13 protein-coding genes and 1 pseudogene are annotated in these 17,384 nt (G+C 62.2%); 13 read left to right on the top strand and 1 reads right to left on the bottom strand.

Annotated features, from left to right (window positions below):
• The first annotated feature begins 151 nt into the window (after nt 1–151).
• The 7 genes from NKI58_RS03330 (at nt 152) to NKI58_RS03300 (ending at nt 8,188) form a co-directional block, all read left to right on the top strand.
• Nucleotides 152–1,174, top strand: coding sequence for a glycosyltransferase family 2 protein (locus NKI58_RS03330; protein WP_352448449.1), 1,023 nt, complete (start codon nt 152–154; stop codon nt 1,172–1,174).
• 269 nt (nt 1,175–1,443) lie between these two features.
• Nucleotides 1,444–1,845, top strand: coding sequence for a hypothetical protein (locus NKI58_RS03325; RefSeq protein ID WP_352464384.1), 402 nt, complete (start codon nt 1,444–1,446; stop codon nt 1,843–1,845).
• A gap of 131 nt (nt 1,846–1,976) precedes the next feature.
• Nucleotides 1,977–2,843 carry an endo-1,3-1,4-beta-glycanase ExoK gene (exoK, locus tag NKI58_RS03320; RefSeq protein ID WP_502898357.1) on the top strand — a complete coding sequence of 289 codons (867 nt, stop codon included), beginning with the start codon at nt 1,977–1,979 and terminating at the stop codon, nt 2,841–2,843.
• A gap of 85 nt (nt 2,844–2,928) precedes the next feature.
• On the top strand, nt 2,929–4,260 hold the full coding sequence (locus NKI58_RS03315; RefSeq protein ID WP_352448451.1) for a UDP-glucose dehydrogenase family protein: 1,332 nt from the start codon (nt 2,929–2,931) through the stop codon (nt 4,258–4,260).
• A gap of 31 nt (nt 4,261–4,291) precedes the next feature.
• Entirely contained in the window at nt 4,292–5,371 is a 1,080-nt protein-coding gene (locus NKI58_RS03310; RefSeq protein ID WP_352448452.1) for a glycosyltransferase, read from the top strand.
• 70 nt (nt 5,372–5,441) lie between these two features.
• Entirely contained in the window at nt 5,442–6,728 is a 1,287-nt protein-coding gene (locus tag NKI58_RS03305) for a glycosyltransferase (RefSeq protein ID WP_352782162.1), read from the top strand.
• Nucleotides 6,725–8,188 (top strand): lipopolysaccharide biosynthesis protein, encoded by a 1,464-nt coding sequence (locus NKI58_RS03300; RefSeq protein WP_352697114.1) that lies wholly within the window; start codon nt 6,725–6,727, stop codon nt 8,186–8,188. The genes NKI58_RS03305 and NKI58_RS03300 overlap by 4 nt, the downstream gene beginning before the upstream one ends.
• A 222-nt stretch (nt 8,189–8,410) precedes the next feature.
• Here the strand turns inward: NKI58_RS03300 and NKI58_RS03295 are convergent.
• A pseudogene (locus tag NKI58_RS03295) lies at nt 8,411–9,463 on the bottom strand (polysaccharide pyruvyl transferase family protein); the annotation flags it as partial.
• A 301-nt stretch (nt 9,464–9,764) separates the two neighbouring features.
• On the opposite strand from NKI58_RS03295, the gene NKI58_RS03290 reads away from it, so the two are divergent.
• The 6 genes from NKI58_RS03290 to NKI58_RS03265 all read left to right on the top strand — a co-directional run bounded on the left by NKI58_RS03290 (nt 9,765) and on the right by NKI58_RS03265 (nt 17,373).
• Nucleotides 9,765–10,937 (top strand): glycosyltransferase family protein, encoded by a 1,173-nt coding sequence (locus tag NKI58_RS03290; RefSeq protein WP_352645380.1) that lies wholly within the window; start codon nt 9,765–9,767, stop codon nt 10,935–10,937.
• Nucleotides 10,938–10,948: 11 nt separating this feature from the next.
• Nucleotides 10,949–11,941: a glycosyltransferase family 2 protein gene (locus NKI58_RS03285; protein WP_023676317.1), complete on the top strand. Its 993-nt coding sequence runs from the start codon at nt 10,949–10,951 to the stop codon at nt 11,939–11,941.
• Nucleotides 11,941–12,891 (top strand): glycosyltransferase family 2 protein, encoded by a 951-nt coding sequence (locus NKI58_RS03280; RefSeq protein ID WP_352782159.1) that lies wholly within the window; start codon nt 11,941–11,943, stop codon nt 12,889–12,891. The genes NKI58_RS03285 and NKI58_RS03280 overlap by 1 nt, the downstream gene beginning before the upstream one ends.
• Complete coding sequence (locus NKI58_RS03275; RefSeq protein ID WP_352681431.1) at nt 12,881–13,831, top strand: glycosyltransferase family 2 protein; 951 nt, start codon at nt 12,881–12,883, stop codon at nt 13,829–13,831. Before NKI58_RS03280 ends, NKI58_RS03275 begins: the two co-directional genes overlap by 11 nt.
• 75 nt (nt 13,832–13,906) lie before the next feature.
• A complete protein-coding gene (gene galU / locus NKI58_RS03270; RefSeq protein ID WP_352568344.1) occupies nt 13,907–14,803 on the top strand; it encodes a UTP--glucose-1-phosphate uridylyltransferase GalU in 897 nt (298 codons plus the stop codon).
• A 149-nt stretch (nt 14,804–14,952) separates the two neighbouring features.
• Nucleotides 14,953–17,373 carry a polysaccharide biosynthesis tyrosine autokinase gene (locus tag NKI58_RS03265; protein WP_352703237.1) on the top strand — a complete coding sequence of 807 codons (2,421 nt, stop codon included), beginning with the start codon at nt 14,953–14,955 and terminating at the stop codon, nt 17,371–17,373.
• Nucleotides 17,374–17,384 lie beyond the last annotated feature (11 nt).

The raw sequence follows: 17,384 nt of genomic DNA, 5'->3' as shown, positions 1-17,384 counted from the left end.
AAAATGAAAAACTGGACGGCGCCGATGATTTTGGCGATGCTTGCTTCGCACTTGCAGCATAGGCGTTTGGGCCGATGCATTTCAGAATGGGCGGTGGGGCATTGAGCGGACGGGGCGAGGAAATCCGCAACGACTTCTGCAATCGAGAGGCATGTTCATGACATCATTCCAGGTCTGCGTGATCATCGCCGCCCGCAATGCGGCGCGGACAATCCCGGCTGCCATTGCATCGGCATTACGCGAGCCTGAGGTTGCGGAAGTTGTCGTCGTCGACGACGCGTCTACCGACGATACCGCGAAAGTCGCCCACGCGGCCGGCGACGGCACGGGCCGCCTTTCCGTCATCCGCTTCGACGTCAATCGCGGCCCATCCTTTGCACGCAACGCCGCGATAGCCGGTTCCAGGTCGCCGTTCATCAGCATTCTGGACGCTGATGATTTCTTTTTCGAAGGCAGGTTTCACAGACTGTTCGCCAGCACCGATTGGGATTTCGCCGCAGACAACATCATGCTTGTCAGGGATGACGCGGCAACCGACGTTTCGAAAATCGTTGCTCCACCGTTCTCGCCCGAGCCGGAATTCCTCGATTTCGAGGGTTTCATCGACGCCAACATCTCCAGGCGCCGTGTGCAACGCGGGGAACTGGGCTTCCTCAAGCCGGTGATCAGCCGCGCCTTTCTCGATCGGCATGGGCTGCGCTACGACGAGAAGCTGCGCCTGGGTGAAGACTATGAACTCTATGCGCGCGCGGTTGCCCATGGCGCGCGCTTCAAGGTCATCAAATCCTGTGGCTACGGCGCGATCGTGCGCGCCGATTCGCTGAGCGGACGGCACAAGACCCAGGACCTGAAGCATCTGGCCGATGCCGACCTGGCACTGCTTGCGATCGACAGTTTGCCGGAGGCATCGAAGGCTGCGCTGAGAAGGCACGAGCGGCACATCCGCGACAAATACCGGTTGCGGAAGTTTTTAGACGTGAAGGCTGAGCGCGGGCTGGCGCCGGCCGCGGCCTACGCCTTGGCCGGCTCGTCCAACCTCACAGCCGTCGTCCGCGGCGTCGCCTCCGATAAGCTGGATGCGCTGTTTCGCCGCGCCGGCCTCGCCGCGAAGCGTCAGCATGTGCCGCCGCTGCGCTTCCTCATGGCCGGAACCAGCACGGCCAGCGAAAGCTAGGCCCGTCAACGTGCGACGGCGGTAGCTACTCCCTTACCCTTCGGTCGGCTCGGACCGTTTCAACGAGATTCATGAGTTTACGATCTAGGTGGTTGCCTATCCGCGCAGGGAATGGCAATCTATGTTGCGGTGCAGCAATTTTGGACGGCCAACCGAACTGGCCCGAGACATACCCTGTCGGAGGAGCTGGACGATGCAAGAAATGTCTTTTGAATGTGGACGGGCACTAAGGCCGTTCACCAGCTCGACGATGATGGGGCGCTGACTGCATGGCCTCGATCTTTCGCTTCCGATCGAGAGATCCGGCGCGCGACACGCAGACCGACACCTCGCGCCTCGATCGGTTGGCAAAGCTGCTGGACCAGATCGCGGCCGAAGTCGAGGCGGAGAAGAGCGGCCTTGAGAACCGCTACAGGACAACGGCTACCAATGCCGCTTTTCTGGTCGAGGCCATGGAGAACGGAGCGGTCTCCTCTCGCAGGTCTTCCGAAGTCGGCGAACTGACCAGGTCGATCCTGAATTGCGAGCGGCGCATCGCAGCGCTGTCGCGCCAGATGCAGATGATGAAGGATCTCCGTCATTCGCTGGATGAAATCTTCGAGGAGAAGCGGCAGAACGGTCCCGACATAAGGACCGATTTTGTGAAGCCCGCCGATTCCGGCACAGGCTGAGCGAACACCCCGGGTCGGCGCAATGGTTTTACGCACAACACGGAGCTTGGAGCGACGGAGGTCAAGATCAGGTTGTTTCGTCACGGTTCGAACGATCGCTTTGGGGGCGCACAGCACAAGGTGAGTTTGATATGAATACAGATCCTAAAAGCACGTCCGCCCCGGCAACCCGCGGCACCCCGTTCACGCGCCCGATCCCAGGCAAGCTGCAGCGGCTCCGTTCAGACGGCGCGTTTCTGCTGGTCGTTCTCGGCAGCATGGTTGCGGGCCTGGTCCCCGTGCGCGCCCAGGATCTCCCAACCGCGCCGTCCTTTGTCGATGATTTCACCAGCCTCAGTCGCGCGCGCTGGTACATTTCCGACGGCTGGACGAACGGCAAGCATCAAAACTGTACCTGGTCCAAAAGCCTGATCGGGCTTTCCAACGGCATGCTGACGCTCGGTTTGGAGAAGCGCAAGCTGAAGGATCGCGAATTCGCCTGCGCCGAGATCCAGACCAAGCAGCGCTTCGGCTACGGCACTTATGAGGCGCGGATGAAGACCGACACGGGCTCCGGCGTCAACGCGGCATTCTTCAGCTTCGTCGGCGACGCCGACAAGCAGCCGCATGATGAAATCGACTTCGAGGTGCTGACCAAGGACACGTCCAAGGTTCAGGTCAACGCCTACATAGCCGGCAAAGGCAAGAACGAGAAACTGGTCGACGTCGCCGGCGGCACCGACAAGGCCTTCAACGACTACGCCTTCGTCTGGGAAAAGGACCGGCTGCGCTGGTACGTCAACGGCAAGCTTGTCCACGAGATCACCGATCCGGCGAAGCTGCCTACCCATTCGCAAAGGATTTATTTCAGCCTGTGGGGCAGCGATACGATGAAGGGCTGGATGGGGCCGTTCTCGGATCCGGGCCGCAAGCTCACCATGCAGGTGGATCGCGTTGCATTCACCGCACTTGGCCAGCCCTGCCAATTCCCCGAATCGCTGGCATGCAACACCAACTAGAAGCGCATCTGAACCGGCCGGGCCGAAGGTGGTCGGAAACCCGAAGCTCGAAAAGGCCCGAAACCTTGAACAGGAATGAAACCGAATGAATTTGACTGTCTTTGGAATCGGCTATGTCGGTCTTGTACAGGCGGCGGTGCTTGCCGAAGTCGGCCATCAGGTGGTCTGTGTCGACATCGATGCAAAAAAGGTCGAGCGGCTCAACCAGGGTCATGTCCCGATCTTCGAACCGGGGCTCGAAAACATGGTCAAGGAGAACCATGCCGCCGGCCGCATCAAGTTCACCACCGACGCCGCCGCGGCGATCAAGCATGGCCAGATCCAGATGATCGCCGTCGGCACGCCGCCGGGCGAGGATGGTTCGGCCGACCTCAAATATGTGCTGGCCGTCGCCGAGGCCATCGGTCGTGAGATGGACGAGCCCAAGATCGTCGTCGGCAAGTCGACCGTGCCCGTCGGCACCTGCGAAAGGATAAAGGCCAGGATCGCCGCAACGCTGAAGGCGCGCGGGCGCGAGGATCTCGCTTTCGATGTCGCCTCCAATCCGGAATTCCTCAAGGAAGGGTCTGCTGTGAGCGACTGCATGAAGCCCGACCGGATCATCGTCGGCACCAGCAACGAGGACACCGAGGCGGTGATGCGCGAGCTCTACGCGCCGTTCAACCGCAACCACGAAAAGATGATCGTGATGGATGTGCGCAGTGCCGAGTTCACCAAATACGCGGCCAATTGCATGCTGGCGACCAAGATCAGCTTCATGAATGAAATGGCCAACCTGGCCGAGCAACTGGGCGCCGACATCGAGGAGGTCCGCAAGGGCATCGGCAGCGACCCGCGGATCGGCTACCACTTCATCTATCCGGGCCTCGGCTATGGCGGCTCGTGCTTCCCGAAGGATGTGCGTGCCCTGATCAAGACCGCCGAGGCCGTCAAGTTCGACGCCAAGCTGCTGCGTGCCGTCGAGGAGCGCAACAACCAGCAGAAGTCGGTCCTGTTCGAGAAGGTGGACCGCTATTTCAAGGGCAATCTCAAAGGCAAGACCTTTGCGCTGTGGGGCCTGGCCTTCAAACCCAATACCGACGACATGCGCGAGGCCCCGGCCCGCACGCTGATGGAAGCGCTCTGGGCCGCCGGTGCCAATGTGCAGGCCTATGATCCGGAGGCGATGCAGGAATGCCAGGCGATCTACGGGCTGCGCGACGACCTGCAACTGTGCGGCACCAAGGAGGCCGCGCTGCGAGGCGCCGACGCGCTCTTGATCGTGACCGAGTGGAAGAGCTTCAGCGCGCCGTCCTTCGATGCGCTGAAGAACGCGCTGACCACGCCCGTCATCTTCGACGGACGCAATCTCTACGACCCCAAGGTCATCGCCCGCCACGGCATCGAATACCACAGCATCGGCAGAATGGCGGCGTGACGCTAGGGCGGTCCAGCAAGGAGCCAGGTCCATGAAAGTTCTGTTTGCAGGCGGCAACGGCTACACACCGCAGTTCAGCGGTGGCGTTCAGTCGAGCACGCACCATCTGGTCGAGCAGCTGCGCGAGCACGGTCATGACGCCTCGGTTCTGGCGGCGCTGTTCGGTGACGGCATGTTCGGCTTCAAGGCGCGCGCCAAGATGAAGCTGCTTCGTCAGCGAGCGGTCATCGACAGCTATCCCGGCTATCCGGTCGTGCGGGCATGGTTTCCCTGGGAGGCGGCGCGCTTCGCGGTCGAACGGCTCGATCCCGATGTCGCCGTCGTGCAGTGCCACAAATCGGTGCCGATCGGAAAGGCGCTGCAGGCACTCGGCGTGCCGCTGGTGGTCTATCTGCGGAACGTCGAATTCCACGAACTGGCCGGCGACCTGCGCGAATTGCATTCGGCGCTTTATATCGCCAACTCCGAATTCACTGCGCGCACCTATAAGGAAAGGTTCGGCATCGATTCGACCGTGATCCCGCCGACCATCAATCCCGGGCTCTACAGCACGCCGACCACCGGTGAATTCGTCACGCTGATCAATCCCTACAATGAAAAAGGGTTCGAACTCGCCGTGCGCATCGCCGGCCAATGCCCCGAAATCCCGTTCCTGTTCGTCGAAAGCTGGAAGCTCGACGACGACCATCGGGCGCAGATCGAACAGATCATCGCGCCGCTGCGCAACGTCAGGCTGGAAAGCCGCACTAGCGACATGAAGACCGTCTATGGCCGCACCAAGATTCTGCTGGCGCCCAGCAAATGGGAAGAGGCCTGGGGGCGGGTGGCATCCGAGGCCCATTGCAGCGGCATTCCAGTCGTCGGGTCCCGTCGCGGCGGCCTGCCGGAAGCGATTGGCGCCGGCGGCGTGGTGCTCGACTATGACGCACCGCTCGACGACTGGGTCGCCGCGGTCAGGCGACTATGGAGCGACAAGGCCGAGTACGATCGGCTGTCGGCGGCGGCGCAGCTGTTTTCGGAGCGGCCGCAAATGAACCCCGACAGCCAGTTCGCGACCTTCCTCCGCGTTCTCGACAACGCCAGGCAAGGCGCGCTGGAGCGTGCCGCCTGATGCATTTCGTCCAAAACCATGCACGTTGCCCAAAAGCCGGCTCTCGCGCCTGACCGGGGTGGGAGCTGCCTTGCGACAACGACACGCACAACACCAGACGCTTGAGGCGCCTCGCACGGTGGCGACGGGCGTCAGCCCTCATCCGCGCGAGCAGATCGCCGACCGGCCTCGACAGATCGTCCATCCGATGAAGATTTGCTTCGTAGTTGATAAGTTCCCCTCTTTGTCGGAGACCTTCGTCCTCGACCAGATAGAAGGGTGCCTCGAGCGCGGCATGCAAGTCGGCGTCGTCTGCAACGAGACGTCCTTCGGCAAGGACAGCAACATCGACGATCGCCGCTGGCAGGCTCTCCCTGGCAAGGTCGTCTGCTGGTGGGGCGGGCTGGGGCGCTTTCGCCCGACGCTCAGGAGATGGTCGGGCAGGTTCTGGGATAAGCTCTCGACCGCTATCGACATCGCTTTTGCGCGCAAATTGCAGAACGCCGATGTGATCGTCGCGCATTTCGGCAATAACGGCATGCGCGTCGCCCGCGCCATGAAACGAGGCCGGATTTCCGCTCCTTTGGTGACCATATTCCACGGCCGCGATGTCGGCGAACCGCTGCATGACAACACGCTCACGCGCTACAAGGTTATCTTCGACAAGGGCGTTCTCCAGCTCCCGGTGAACGCGTTTTTCCGCGACGCCCTGATCGGCGTCGGCGCACCCCCCGCGCAAGTCATGGTTCACCATATGGGCGTGCGGCCCGGTGAGATCGGCTACCATTGGCGTTCCTGGGACCGGGACACGCTGTCCTTCATCTCGGTCTGCCGGCTGACCGAAAAGAAGGGCATCGAATTCGCCCTTCAGGCGCTCGCCAGCTTGCCGCGGCGCGACTGGGTCTATTCGGTGATTGGCGGCGGCGAATTGCTGGAAGAGTTGAAGAAGCTCGCCGCAAATCTCGGCATTGCCGACCGGGTGACTTTCCTCGGGCCGCGTCCGCACGCCGAGGTCAAGCAGCGCCTGCGCAATGCCCACGTATTCCTGCTGCCTAGCGTTGCCGCGCGAGACGGCGATCTCGAGGGTATTCCGGTGGCGCTGATGGAGGCTATGGCCGCCGGGCTGATCGTCGTCAGCACCTATCACTCGGGCATTCCCGAACTGATCGAGGATCAGGAGACAGGCTTCCTCGCACCGGAGCGAGACGTTGCGGCGTTGGCCCGCAAGCTTGTCTGGGTGGCCGAGAACCCGGACAAATGCGAGCGCATCGCACGTGCGGCGCGCCGCAAGATCGAGCAGGATTTCAACGCGGACGTACTCAACGAACGTTTTGCGCAGATCGTTGCTCAACTGGCCGAAGCCAGGCAGCCGGCATGAACGCCAACCCGCCCCCCCAGTTCGGTCGCGTCGCCCTGCGCGGCGGCATGGTGACGATCGGCGCGCAAGGCTTCAAGATGGCGATCCAGTTTCTCTCCGTCATCGTGCTTGCCCGTCTGCTCGTGCCCGAGGATTTCGGCTTGGTGGCTTCCGTCGGGCCGATCGTGGCCTTTGTCGGGCTGCTTCAAAATCTTGGCCTGCAACAGGCTGTGGTCCAGCGCAAGGATATCAGCACCGAGCAGCTCAACCAGGTATTCTGGATCAGTGCGCTGGTGGGGATGGGCAGTGCCGTGGTGGTTGCATGCCTGGCGCCCGCCATCGCTGCTTTCTATGGCGATCAACGCATGGTGGGGATCACCATCGGCTCTGCCTTGCCGCTGCTGCTTGGCAGCCTCGCCGCGGTGCCGCTGGCGCTGATGAACCGTCACTTGCGCTTTGGCCAGCTCGCGCTGAACGACGTGATAACCGCTGCTGCCGGACTTGCGACTACCGCAATCGCCGCCTATGCGGGGCTGGGCTACTGGTCGCTGGTCATTGGCCCTGCGGTATCGGCTGTTGTCGCGCTGGCCGCGGCATGGCAGGTGGCGCGCTGGACGCCGTCGCGGCCGGACCTGAAGGTCGATACCGACATATTGTCCTTCGGCGCCAATCTGACCGGCTTCAATCTGGCCAACTTCTTCTCGCGCAATCTCGACAACATCCTGATCGGAAAATATTCGGGCGCGATCGAGCTCGGCTATTATGACCGCGCCTACAAGCTCCTGCTGTTTCCGCTGCAGAACATCAACCAGCCGCTGACACGCGTGATGGTGCCGCTGCTGAGCCGCATCCATGAGGACAAGGCGCGGTTTCGCGACATCTATGTGCGAACCAATTGGATGCTGGCGGCCATCACTATGCCCGGCATCGCGGCGCTGACGCTGACGTCGGACCAGGTCGTCGGGCTTCTCTTCGGCGAGCGCTGGACAGCGGTGGCGCCGATCTTCGCCTGGCTGGGCATCGCCAGCCTGATCCAGTCCGTCTCGAGCACCACCGGCTGGATCTTCATCTGCCAGGGCAAGACCAAGACCATGTTCCACTGGGGCATCTACTCGTCGCTGACGACGGTCGCCGCCTTCATCATCGGCCTGCACTGGGGCGCCGTCGGTGTCGCGGCGGCCTATGCGATCAGCGGCTATGTGCTGCGCGTCCCGGTGCTTGCCGTTCTTGTCCACCGGGTCGGCCCGGTGACCGCAGCCGACTTCCTGGTCATGCAGGGACTTTTCATCGCGTCGTCGCTGCTTGCCTGGTCCGTCTACCGCGAGTTGCCGGCATCGCTGACCGGCCAGTCAGACCTGCTCGCGGTGGTCCTGGCGGTTGCCCTCAATTATTCGATCGGCCTGGTCCTCATGCTTGCCCTTCGCCAGTCGCGCAGCGCCCTGTTCACCACGCTTTCCAGCGCCATGCGCAACGCCCGCTAGGCCGGCAATCACCGGCCTCAAAAGCTCACCTGCCGACATCGCCGACGCATGCTCCTCAAGCACTGCCTGAAGGCTCGTCCTGCGATAGAGGTCGAGATTGGCGGTAAGTCTGCCGAGCTTCTCGCTCGCTTCCTCGGGCGTCACCGTGTCGATGTCGAGCAGCAGGTCGGCGACGCCGATCCGCTTGGCGAGTTCCTTGGTCTTGAATTCATAGGCGATCGGCAGCACCGGCGTGCCGACGCAGAGCGACATGATCATCATGTGCATGCGCGTTGCGACAACGAAGTCGAAGCCTTTCACCAGTGCCATCAGTTGCTCCGGCGTGTGGAACGAAGCGTCCACGCTGACATGCTTGGCGATCTCCGGATCGAGTTCGGCAACGATAGCCCGCGCCGTCTTGGAATCATCATGGGCGTATTCCGGCACGCCCTGGCAGGTGGAGACGAAGGTGACCTCCTTGGCGTGGTCCCTGACCAGGATGGTCGCGATCGCGCGGATCGAGTCGATGTAGCGGCGCATGCCGCCCTCGCCGTCGCTGACATAGTTCCAGTGACGGACGGAAATGGCGACGCGGCCGGTGACGGTCGCCGACTGGCCGGAGGCCAGAATTTTTCCGATCCTGTCGGTGTCGGCCAGGGCAAAGACGGCGTCGGCCACGACGTGGCATTTGCCGGGGTCTTTCACCATGTCCACAATGTGGCCTCGCGAACGTTCGTCGCGCAGCAGGATGAGCGGGCTCCGATCGAAGATTGGGCTCAACTCCTGGCGATTGTAACTTTTGTTGAACGGGCCGAGCGATTGCGTGAAGAAGACGGGGTCCTTGCCCAGAATCGCGTCGATCCGGAATTGATTGAGTCGCCGTTCCAGATTGTAAGTCTCGACAAGATAGGTTCCGCCTGTCGTGACCACGAGGTCGGCGTCTTTGTAGATCTCGAGACCACGGCGATTGCTTGAGCTGAACAAACGCCCGAGAACGCCGCGGATGCCGAACCGCCGCAGGGCATTGAGGACGAGCCGATTGTAGATCGGCTTGAACAGGTTCTTCAGCCCGCTGCCATATTTGTAGCGGAACAGCGATTCCGACAGCAGCTTGTGGAATTCGAGATCAGGATACTCTTTCTTCGTGTAGAGCCTCGCCGCCACCTCCGGCTGGCTGTCGAAGACGTAGAACTGGATATCGTCTTGCACGATCGTCTTGAAAACATGGCGGATCGCCAGGAGAATCGCTGCATCCCCGGTATTCAGGCAGACGGTGTTTTCAACCGCGATCTTCATGGAATGACCTCATTTCGTGAGTAGTCCCGTGCTTCCATCGACGGGTGCGAAGGGCGGATTGCAGGCGGGTTGGCCGAAAATGCTGCACGCCAAGGATGGTCCTCGCGTCGTGATTATTGGCGCGCAGCCCGATGGCAGGCCAACGCGCGGTCCATGTGGCCCAAGCAGAGCGAGATTAACCCATCGATTTTGCAGTGCAACAAAAAACGGGGATCTTTGCTACGCTGCAACCAAAAATGTTGCGATGCAGCAAGAGCTGTACTAGCATTGTTGCGGGCGGGCCAACAGCGGTCGAGTTTTCATGCTGCATGTCTTGTACTTGGTACACGACGTCTCCGACCCGGCAGTGCGCCGGCGGATCATAATGCTCAAGGCAGGCGGCGCCCAGGTTACGCTGGCGGGCTTTCGTCGTACGGCAAGCGCAGTTGCTGATGTCGAGGGCTTGCAGCCGATCGATCTCGGCCCGACTCGTGATGGCCGATTCGCCCAACGTCTGGCCGCGATCATGAAGGCAGTCGTCTCGACCGGCTCGAAGCTGGGCTCAATGCCACGGCCCGACCTCATTATCGCGCGCAATCTGGAAATGCTGGCGCTTGCCCGCCGCGCCAGGTCGGCTTTCCAGGCAACGGTGCCGATCGTCTACGAGTGCCTGGATATCCATCGCCTGCTGCTTCGCGACGATCCGCTGGGCTGGGCGATGCGCGGCGCAGAACGCTTCCTGGCCAGGGATGTGAAGCTTCTGGTGACCAGCTCTCCGGCCTTCATCGCCAACTATTTCAAGCCGTTCGGACAGATTGCCGCCCCGGTCGAACTGCTCGAAAACAAGTATTTCGAGCCAGCCGCGGCCTCGCTGGATGACCGCGCGGCGCCGGAGAACCCCGTAGCGCCGCCTTGGCGGATCGGCTGGTTCGGGGCGCTCCGCTGCCGCCGTTCCCTGGAGCTTCTGGCCGAATTTTCGCGCCGCCTCGACGGCCGCTTTGAAATCGTCCTCAGGGGCCGCCCGGCGCTGTCCGAATTTCCCGATTTCCACGGTTTTGTCGAATCGGAACCCTGGCTCTCGTTTGGCGGGCCCTACCGCAATCCCGAGGACATGGCGGCGATCTACCGCGAGGTTCACTTTTCCTGGGCCATCGACTTTTTTGAGCAGGGCCTGAACTCCGAATGGCTGCTGCCCAACCGGCTCTATGAGGGCTGCCGCTTCGGAGCCGTGCCGATTTCGATGGGAGCCACCGAAACCGGCCGGTTCCTCGACCGGCAAGGCATAGGGGTTCTTTTGCCAGAAGCCACGCCCGAGGCGCTCGAAGCCGCCGTCGGCACGATGGAGCAGCATCGGTTCGAGACATTGAGGGCGCGTGTTCTCGCCCGCAATCCGCGCACCTGGAGCTACGACCGCGCCGATTGCCGGGCGCTCGTCGAAAAGCTCCGCGGGCTGACTGCGGCTCCCGGTCCATATGCTGCCGAAGCATTGGCATAGAAGGACTGCCGATGACGCAAACCGAAATTCCATCCTGCATGATCGTGGTTCCGTGCCTGAACGAAGCGGCCCATATCGGCGCGTTGCTTCGAGAGCTCCGCCCTGCGGCCGAGAGGCTGGACGCCGTGATCATCGTTGCCGATGGCGGCAGCACGGACGGCACCAGGACGATCGTCGCGGACATCGCCGCAAAAGATCAGCGGGTGATCCTGCTGCACAATGAAAAGCGCTTGCAGAGCGCGGCAATCAATCTCGCCGTCGCCAGGTTCGGGGAAGGCGTCGACTATCTCATTCGCATCGACGCGCATGGCGGCTATCCTGCGGATTATTGCGACCGGCTGGTCGAAGAAGCGCAGGCCACCGGTGCGGATTCGGTCGTCGTCTCGATGCTGACCAGTGGCAGCGGCATGGTTCAGAAAGCAGCGGCAGCGGCGCAGAACTCCAGGCTCGGCACCGGCGGCTCCAAGCACCGGCATCTTTCGGCGGGAGAATGGGTCGATCATGGCCACCACGCACTGATACGGATATCGGCCTTCACCGCGGTCGGCGGCTATGACGAAACCTTCAGCCACAATGAGGATGCCGAACTCGACTATCGGCTCCGCCAGGCCGGCTACCGTATCTGGATGACCGGCAAGACGCAAATGGTCTACTACCCGCGCTCCTCGCTGAAGGGCCTCTATTTTCAATATCTCGGCTATGGCCGTGGCCGGGCGAAGAACGTTCTCAAGCACCGCATGATCCCGAAGATCCGGCAGATGGTGCCGCTTCTGGTGTTCCCCGTGGTTCTTCTCGCCGCCTTTTCCTTCGTCCACTGGCTGGCGGCCGTGCCGCTTTTGCTATGGGCGTCGGTCTGCCTCGGCTACGGCTTTTGGACCGCCGTCAGCCAGCGCAAAGCCGACATTGCGCTTGCCGGGGTCTCGGCAATGATCATGCATTTCGGCTGGTCGGTCGGTTTCTGGCTGCAACTGCTCGCACCGCGACCGCAGCGCGGGGTAGCGTGATGGACCCGGTCAGGAAAAATCGAAGCATCGATATCTGCGTCTGCACATTCCGCCGGCCGGAGCTTGCCGACACGCTTCGCTCCATAGCGGCCATGGACATGCCCGCGGGGTTCGACGTCGGTATCGTCATCGCCGACAACGACGATACGCCGACGGCCGAAACGCTGGTCGCCAAGCTGGCGGGGGAGTTGAAGCTGCCGGTGACCTACCGGCACGCCCCGGCCCGCAACATCTCGATCGCGCGCAACGCTTGCCTCGATACCAGTGCGGCGGATTTCGTCGCCTTTATCGACGACGACGAGACGGCCACCGCTGGCTGGCTTGCCGAACTGGTGGCGACGGCGGAAGCAACAGGTGCTGCGACGGTGCTTGGGCCGGTGCAAGCCCGTTACCTGCCGGATGCGCCCGCCTGGATGCGCAAAGGCGATTTCCACTCGACCTTGCCGGTCTGGGTGAGCGGCGAAATCCGCACCGGCTACACCTGCAACGTCCTGCTCAGGATTGGCGCTGAGAGCCTGCGCGGCCGGCGCTTCAGCCTGGCACGTGGCCAGACCGGCGGCGAAGATACGGAATTCTTCGACCAGATGGTCAAGGCCGGCGGCCGCATCGCCTTTTCGCCGGAGGCTTGGGTCGACGAAGCGGTGCCACCTGCCAGGGCGGCATTCGACTGGCTCGGCCGCCGCCGGTTCCGCGTCGGGCAGACGCACGGTCATCTTCTGGGGCGCAACGCACACGGCCTTGCCCGGCTCAAGCAGGTCGGCATTGCCGCGGCAAAGGCCGCCTACAGTTTCCTGTCGGCAATTCCGGTCGCCATCGACCCCGTACGCCGGAACCGCAGCCTGCTTCGCGGCATTATGCATGTCGGCGTCGTCAGCGGCCTCGTCGGGGTTCGTGAAATCCGCCAATACGGCCTGTCTTCGCCGGAGCAAGGGGGCAAGCGTGCAGCCTGACGTGAGCTTCGTGATTGCCGCCTACAATGCCGAGGCGACCATCGATCGGGCGATTGCCAGCGCCGTCGCCCAGCGCAATATCAGCGTCGAGGTCATCGTCGTCGACGACAAGTCGCGCGACCGGACGCTCGACCTGGCGAGATCCTACCCCGAAGACATCGTACGCGTTGTCGCGCTCGAGCAAAACCGTGGCCCCGGCGGCGCCAGGAATGCGGGCCTTGAGCTTGCCCGCGGCAGGTGGGTCGCGGTCCTAGATTCGGACGACGCGGTCTATCCCGGGCGAATCTGCACCATGATCGAACGCGCGGAGAAAGCGGGCGCCGAGATCGCGGTCGATAATCTGCAGGTCGTTCGCGAGGATGGCGTTGCCGAAGAGACGATGTTCCCGGCCGACTATCTGGAAGGGCTCGGTTCAATCTCGCTGGCGGATTTCATCGGCGGCAATGTCCTCTTCGAATCGAGGTTCAATCTCGGCTACCTCAAGCCGATCTTCCAGCGCCGGTTCCTGAACGAGAACGGGCTGCGTTACGATGAAAGCCTGATCATTGGCGAAGACTATATCCTCCTGGCCAGTGCTCTGGCCAAGGGGGGCAAATGCGTGGTCGAGCCGACGACGGGCTATATCTACCACATTCGCACCGGCTCCATCTCCCGGGTGCTCGAACTTCATCACGTCGAGGCGATGCGCAGGGCCGATGCCACCTTCGCCGCGACCCATTCCATGGATGCTGCGGCCGAGGCGGCGTTCGCCAGGCGCGCTCGCAGCCTGCGCCGGGCGGCATCATTCCTGTCGCTGGTCCAGCACATCAAGGCGCGATCCCCGCTCAAGGCGATATGGACGGCGCTCAGCGATCCGGCGGCGGTTCGGCATATGAGCATGCCGATCGCCGTCCGGCTGCGAAGGGTAGCGGCACAGTTTGCCGTGGTGGCGGGGAGGTGAAGGGCTGCAGGTGAATGAAGACAGTTTCGCCGCCTGCGACAGGGTTGAAATCGATCTCCTCAGAAGGAACATGCAATGAAAAAAGTCAGGAAGGCAGTCATACCGGTGGCGGGGCTCGGAACGCGGTTCCTGCCGGCGACCAAGTCCATGCCGAAGGAAATGCTGCCGGTGGTCGACAGGCCTGTCGTGCAATATGCGGTTGACGAGGCGTTCGAGGCCGGCATCGAGCACATCGTCTTCGTCACCGGCCGCAACAAGGCGGTGATCGAGGACTATTTCGACCTACATCCTGAACTGACCGGAACCCTGGAGCAGAGCGGCAAGAAGGCGCAACTCGAATCGCTTGAAAGCCTGCTTCCCGTCGCCGGCGCGACGAGCTTCATCCGCCAGCAGTCGCCGCAAGGCCTCGGCCATGCCGTCTGGTGCGCGCGCGAAGTCATCGGTGACGAGCCCTTCGCATTGCTTTTGCCGGACATGGTGTCCTTCGGCGGGCGCGGGTGTCTCGCCGAGGTCGCCGATCTTTATGCGCAGACTGGCGCAAACGTTATCGCCGTCGAGCGTTGCGATCCGACCGAGACCAGCAAATACGGCATTGTCGGGCGCGGCGCTGATGTCGGCACGGGCTTCGAGGTGACGGCCATGGTCGAAAAGCCGGCTCCTGCCAACGCGCCATCGAACTTCTACATCAACGGCCGCTACATCCTGCAGCCCGAGATATTCTCGTTGCTGGCCAGCCAGCAGCGCGGCGCCGGCAACGAGATACAACTGACCGACGCAATGGTGCGTCTCGCACAGACCCAGGCCTTCTTCGCCCAGCCTTTCGACGGCCGCATGTTCGACTGCGGTTCGAAGGAGGGCTTCATTCAGGCCAATGTCGCTTTCGCGCTGGCGCGGGAGGACATGAAGGGCCCGATCTTCGAGATGCTGCAGGAATTCGTCCGGTCGCATCAGCGTCGGGAAGAAGCCGCATAATGTCCATTTTTTCGAGGCATTGTGGGTGCGGCTGATGACGCAGGACAGGCCGTTGCGCCGCGCGCGACGCGCACTGTCCGGCGCAAGGTTTGCACCCTATGTCCCGACCTTCGAGGCGGTAGCGCCTGCAAACTAGAATTGGACCGAAGATGAACTATGCCAATTTTCCTGTCGACAAGAGGACGCCATTGCCGGCTTCTAATGCGGCAAACGCCGAAGATTTCATCGACATCGAGCGCCTGCTTGGCATGGCCGCGCGGCAGGCGAAAGTGGTTGCCGCCTGCGCCGTCATCGGTCTCTTTCTCGGCGTGCTCTATTTGCAGACGACGCCTCCTACCTATGTGGCGACGAGCAGCGTGCTGATCGACGAAGGATTGAACAAGGTCGTCGACGACATTTCGGCGGCGTCGGTCAGCATGCAGACCGACTCCGCCGTTCTGAGCCAGATCGAAATACTACAGTCGGCCAGGCTGGCTGGGGTGGTCGTCGACAAGCTGAAGCTCGATCAGAACGACGCTTTCATGAACCCTCCGACATCGGCCCTGTCGAAGGTTGCTGGCTTTGTGCGCGGTATCGTCCAGTCTGTCCGCCCCAAGCGCGCCGCTAGCACAACCGATGTCACTCAGCTTGATGCTGCGACGCGTGACGCGATCACCGCATCCTCATCGCCCCGTGACTACGCAATCTTCAAACTGCAGACCCAACTCGATGCCGAGCGGATCGGCCGGAGCTTTGTCATCAGCATCTCCTTTCAGGCGACCGATCCGGCGCTTGCGACCGCCATCACCAAGGCCTATGCCGATGCCTATCTAGCCGATCAACTTGATGCCAGCTTCGACGCGACCGAGCGGGCGGCGGTCTGGCTGCAAGGCCGGCTGACCGAGCTTCGTGAGAGCTCCCAGGCGGCTGCACTGGCGGTCGAAAAGTTCAGGGCCGAACACGGATTGGCCGTCAATGACGGCCAGCTGATCAGCGACAAGCAATTGTCCGATCTCAACACCCAGCTGATCGTCGCGCAGGCCGATACCGCACGTGCCGGCGCCCGCTATCAGCAGTACAAGTCGATCGTCGAAAGCGGCTCGGACAATGCGTTCAAGGACGCTGCGATATCGAACGACCAACCGAGCAGCTCGGTCATCACGACGCTGAAGAACCGCTATCTCACCGTATCCAAGCGGCAGCAGGATGTCGAAGCCAATTTCGGCCCGCAACATCCGCAGGCCGTCGCGCTCGCCAAGGAGAAGGTCGACATATCGGCGCAGATTTTCGGCGAGCTGAAGCAACTGACCGAAAGCTACCGCAACGAATACGAGGTCGCTCTGGCGCGCGAAACCGCGCTCCGCGCAAATGTCGCCTTGGCGGCTGGCAAGAGCTCCATCGACAACCAGTCGCAGGTCAAGCTGCGTGAGCTGGACCAAAAGGCGACGGCGCTGTCGACGCTCTACCAGACGTTCCTGAACCGCTATGAGGAGGCCGCCCAGCAGCAATCCTTCCCGGTCGGCAAGATCCGGGTCATCTCGGACGCGACGATGCCGCAGTCGGCCGCAACCCCGCGCACAGCCATCGTGCTGGGGCTTTCGCTGGCGCTTGGCATGATGCTGGGGGCAGGGGTTGGTGGCCTGAATGAATTCAGGGAACGCTTCTTCAGGACCGGCGAGGATGTCCGCGACCGTGTGGGCCTCAAATTCCTCGGCTACCTGCCGGTCATCGGCAAGGCTGGCAAGGATGACCAGCGCAATGGCGGTCAGCCTGACGTCAAAGTCGTTGAATCCAAGACCGCCAAGTCCTCCAAATCCCAGCCCTCCAGAACATTGTCGGCAGCCGAAAAACGTGCGCGGATGCGGGTAACCGTCGATGCCCCGGCATCGATGTTCTCCGAGACGCTGCGCAACGCCAAGATCGCCTTCGACGTCGTGATGGAAGGCCAGGGCAGCCGGGTCATCGGCGTGGTCTCGGTGCTTCCCGGCGAGGGCAAGTCGACCGTGGCGGCCAATCTTGCCGGGCTGCTTGCCGTCAACGGATCGAAAACGCTGCTGATCGATGGCGACCTGCGCAATCCCGGCCTCAGCCGCAGCCTCGGTATGGAGGCCGAGCAGGGCCTGATGGAAGCTGTGGTGAGCGGGCAGACATGGCAGTCGGTCGGCAAGATCGACCGGCAGACCAAGCTGGCTATCATCCCGGCCGTCCTGCGTGGCCAGTTTTCGCATACCAGCGAGCTTCTGTCTTCAGCCGGCATGCGGCGTTTCATCGATAACGCCAAGGAAACCTTCGAATACATCATCGTCGATCTGCCGCCGCTCGGGCCTGTCGTCGACGCCAAGGCCTTCGCTCCGCTTGTCGACGGCTTCGTGCTGGTCACCGAGTGGGGACGCACGCCGCGTGCGATGGTGCAATCCATGCTCAGCTCGGAGCCCTACATCGCCAAGAAGATCATTGGCGCGGTGCTGAACAAGGTCGAACTGAAGAAGCTGGCCAAATATGGCGCGATCGGCGGCTCGGAAAAATTCTTCGACAAATATTCGAGCTACTATCTGGAAAAATCGGAAGCGCGCACCAAGGCAGCCGCCTGAGCGACGACATC

The sequence above is a fragment of the Mesorhizobium sp. M0522 genome (assembly GCF_040321085.1).
Taxonomy (GTDB): domain Bacteria; phylum Pseudomonadota; class Alphaproteobacteria; order Rhizobiales; family Rhizobiaceae; genus Mesorhizobium.
This window is presented reverse-complemented; position numbering and strand designations above follow the sequence as displayed.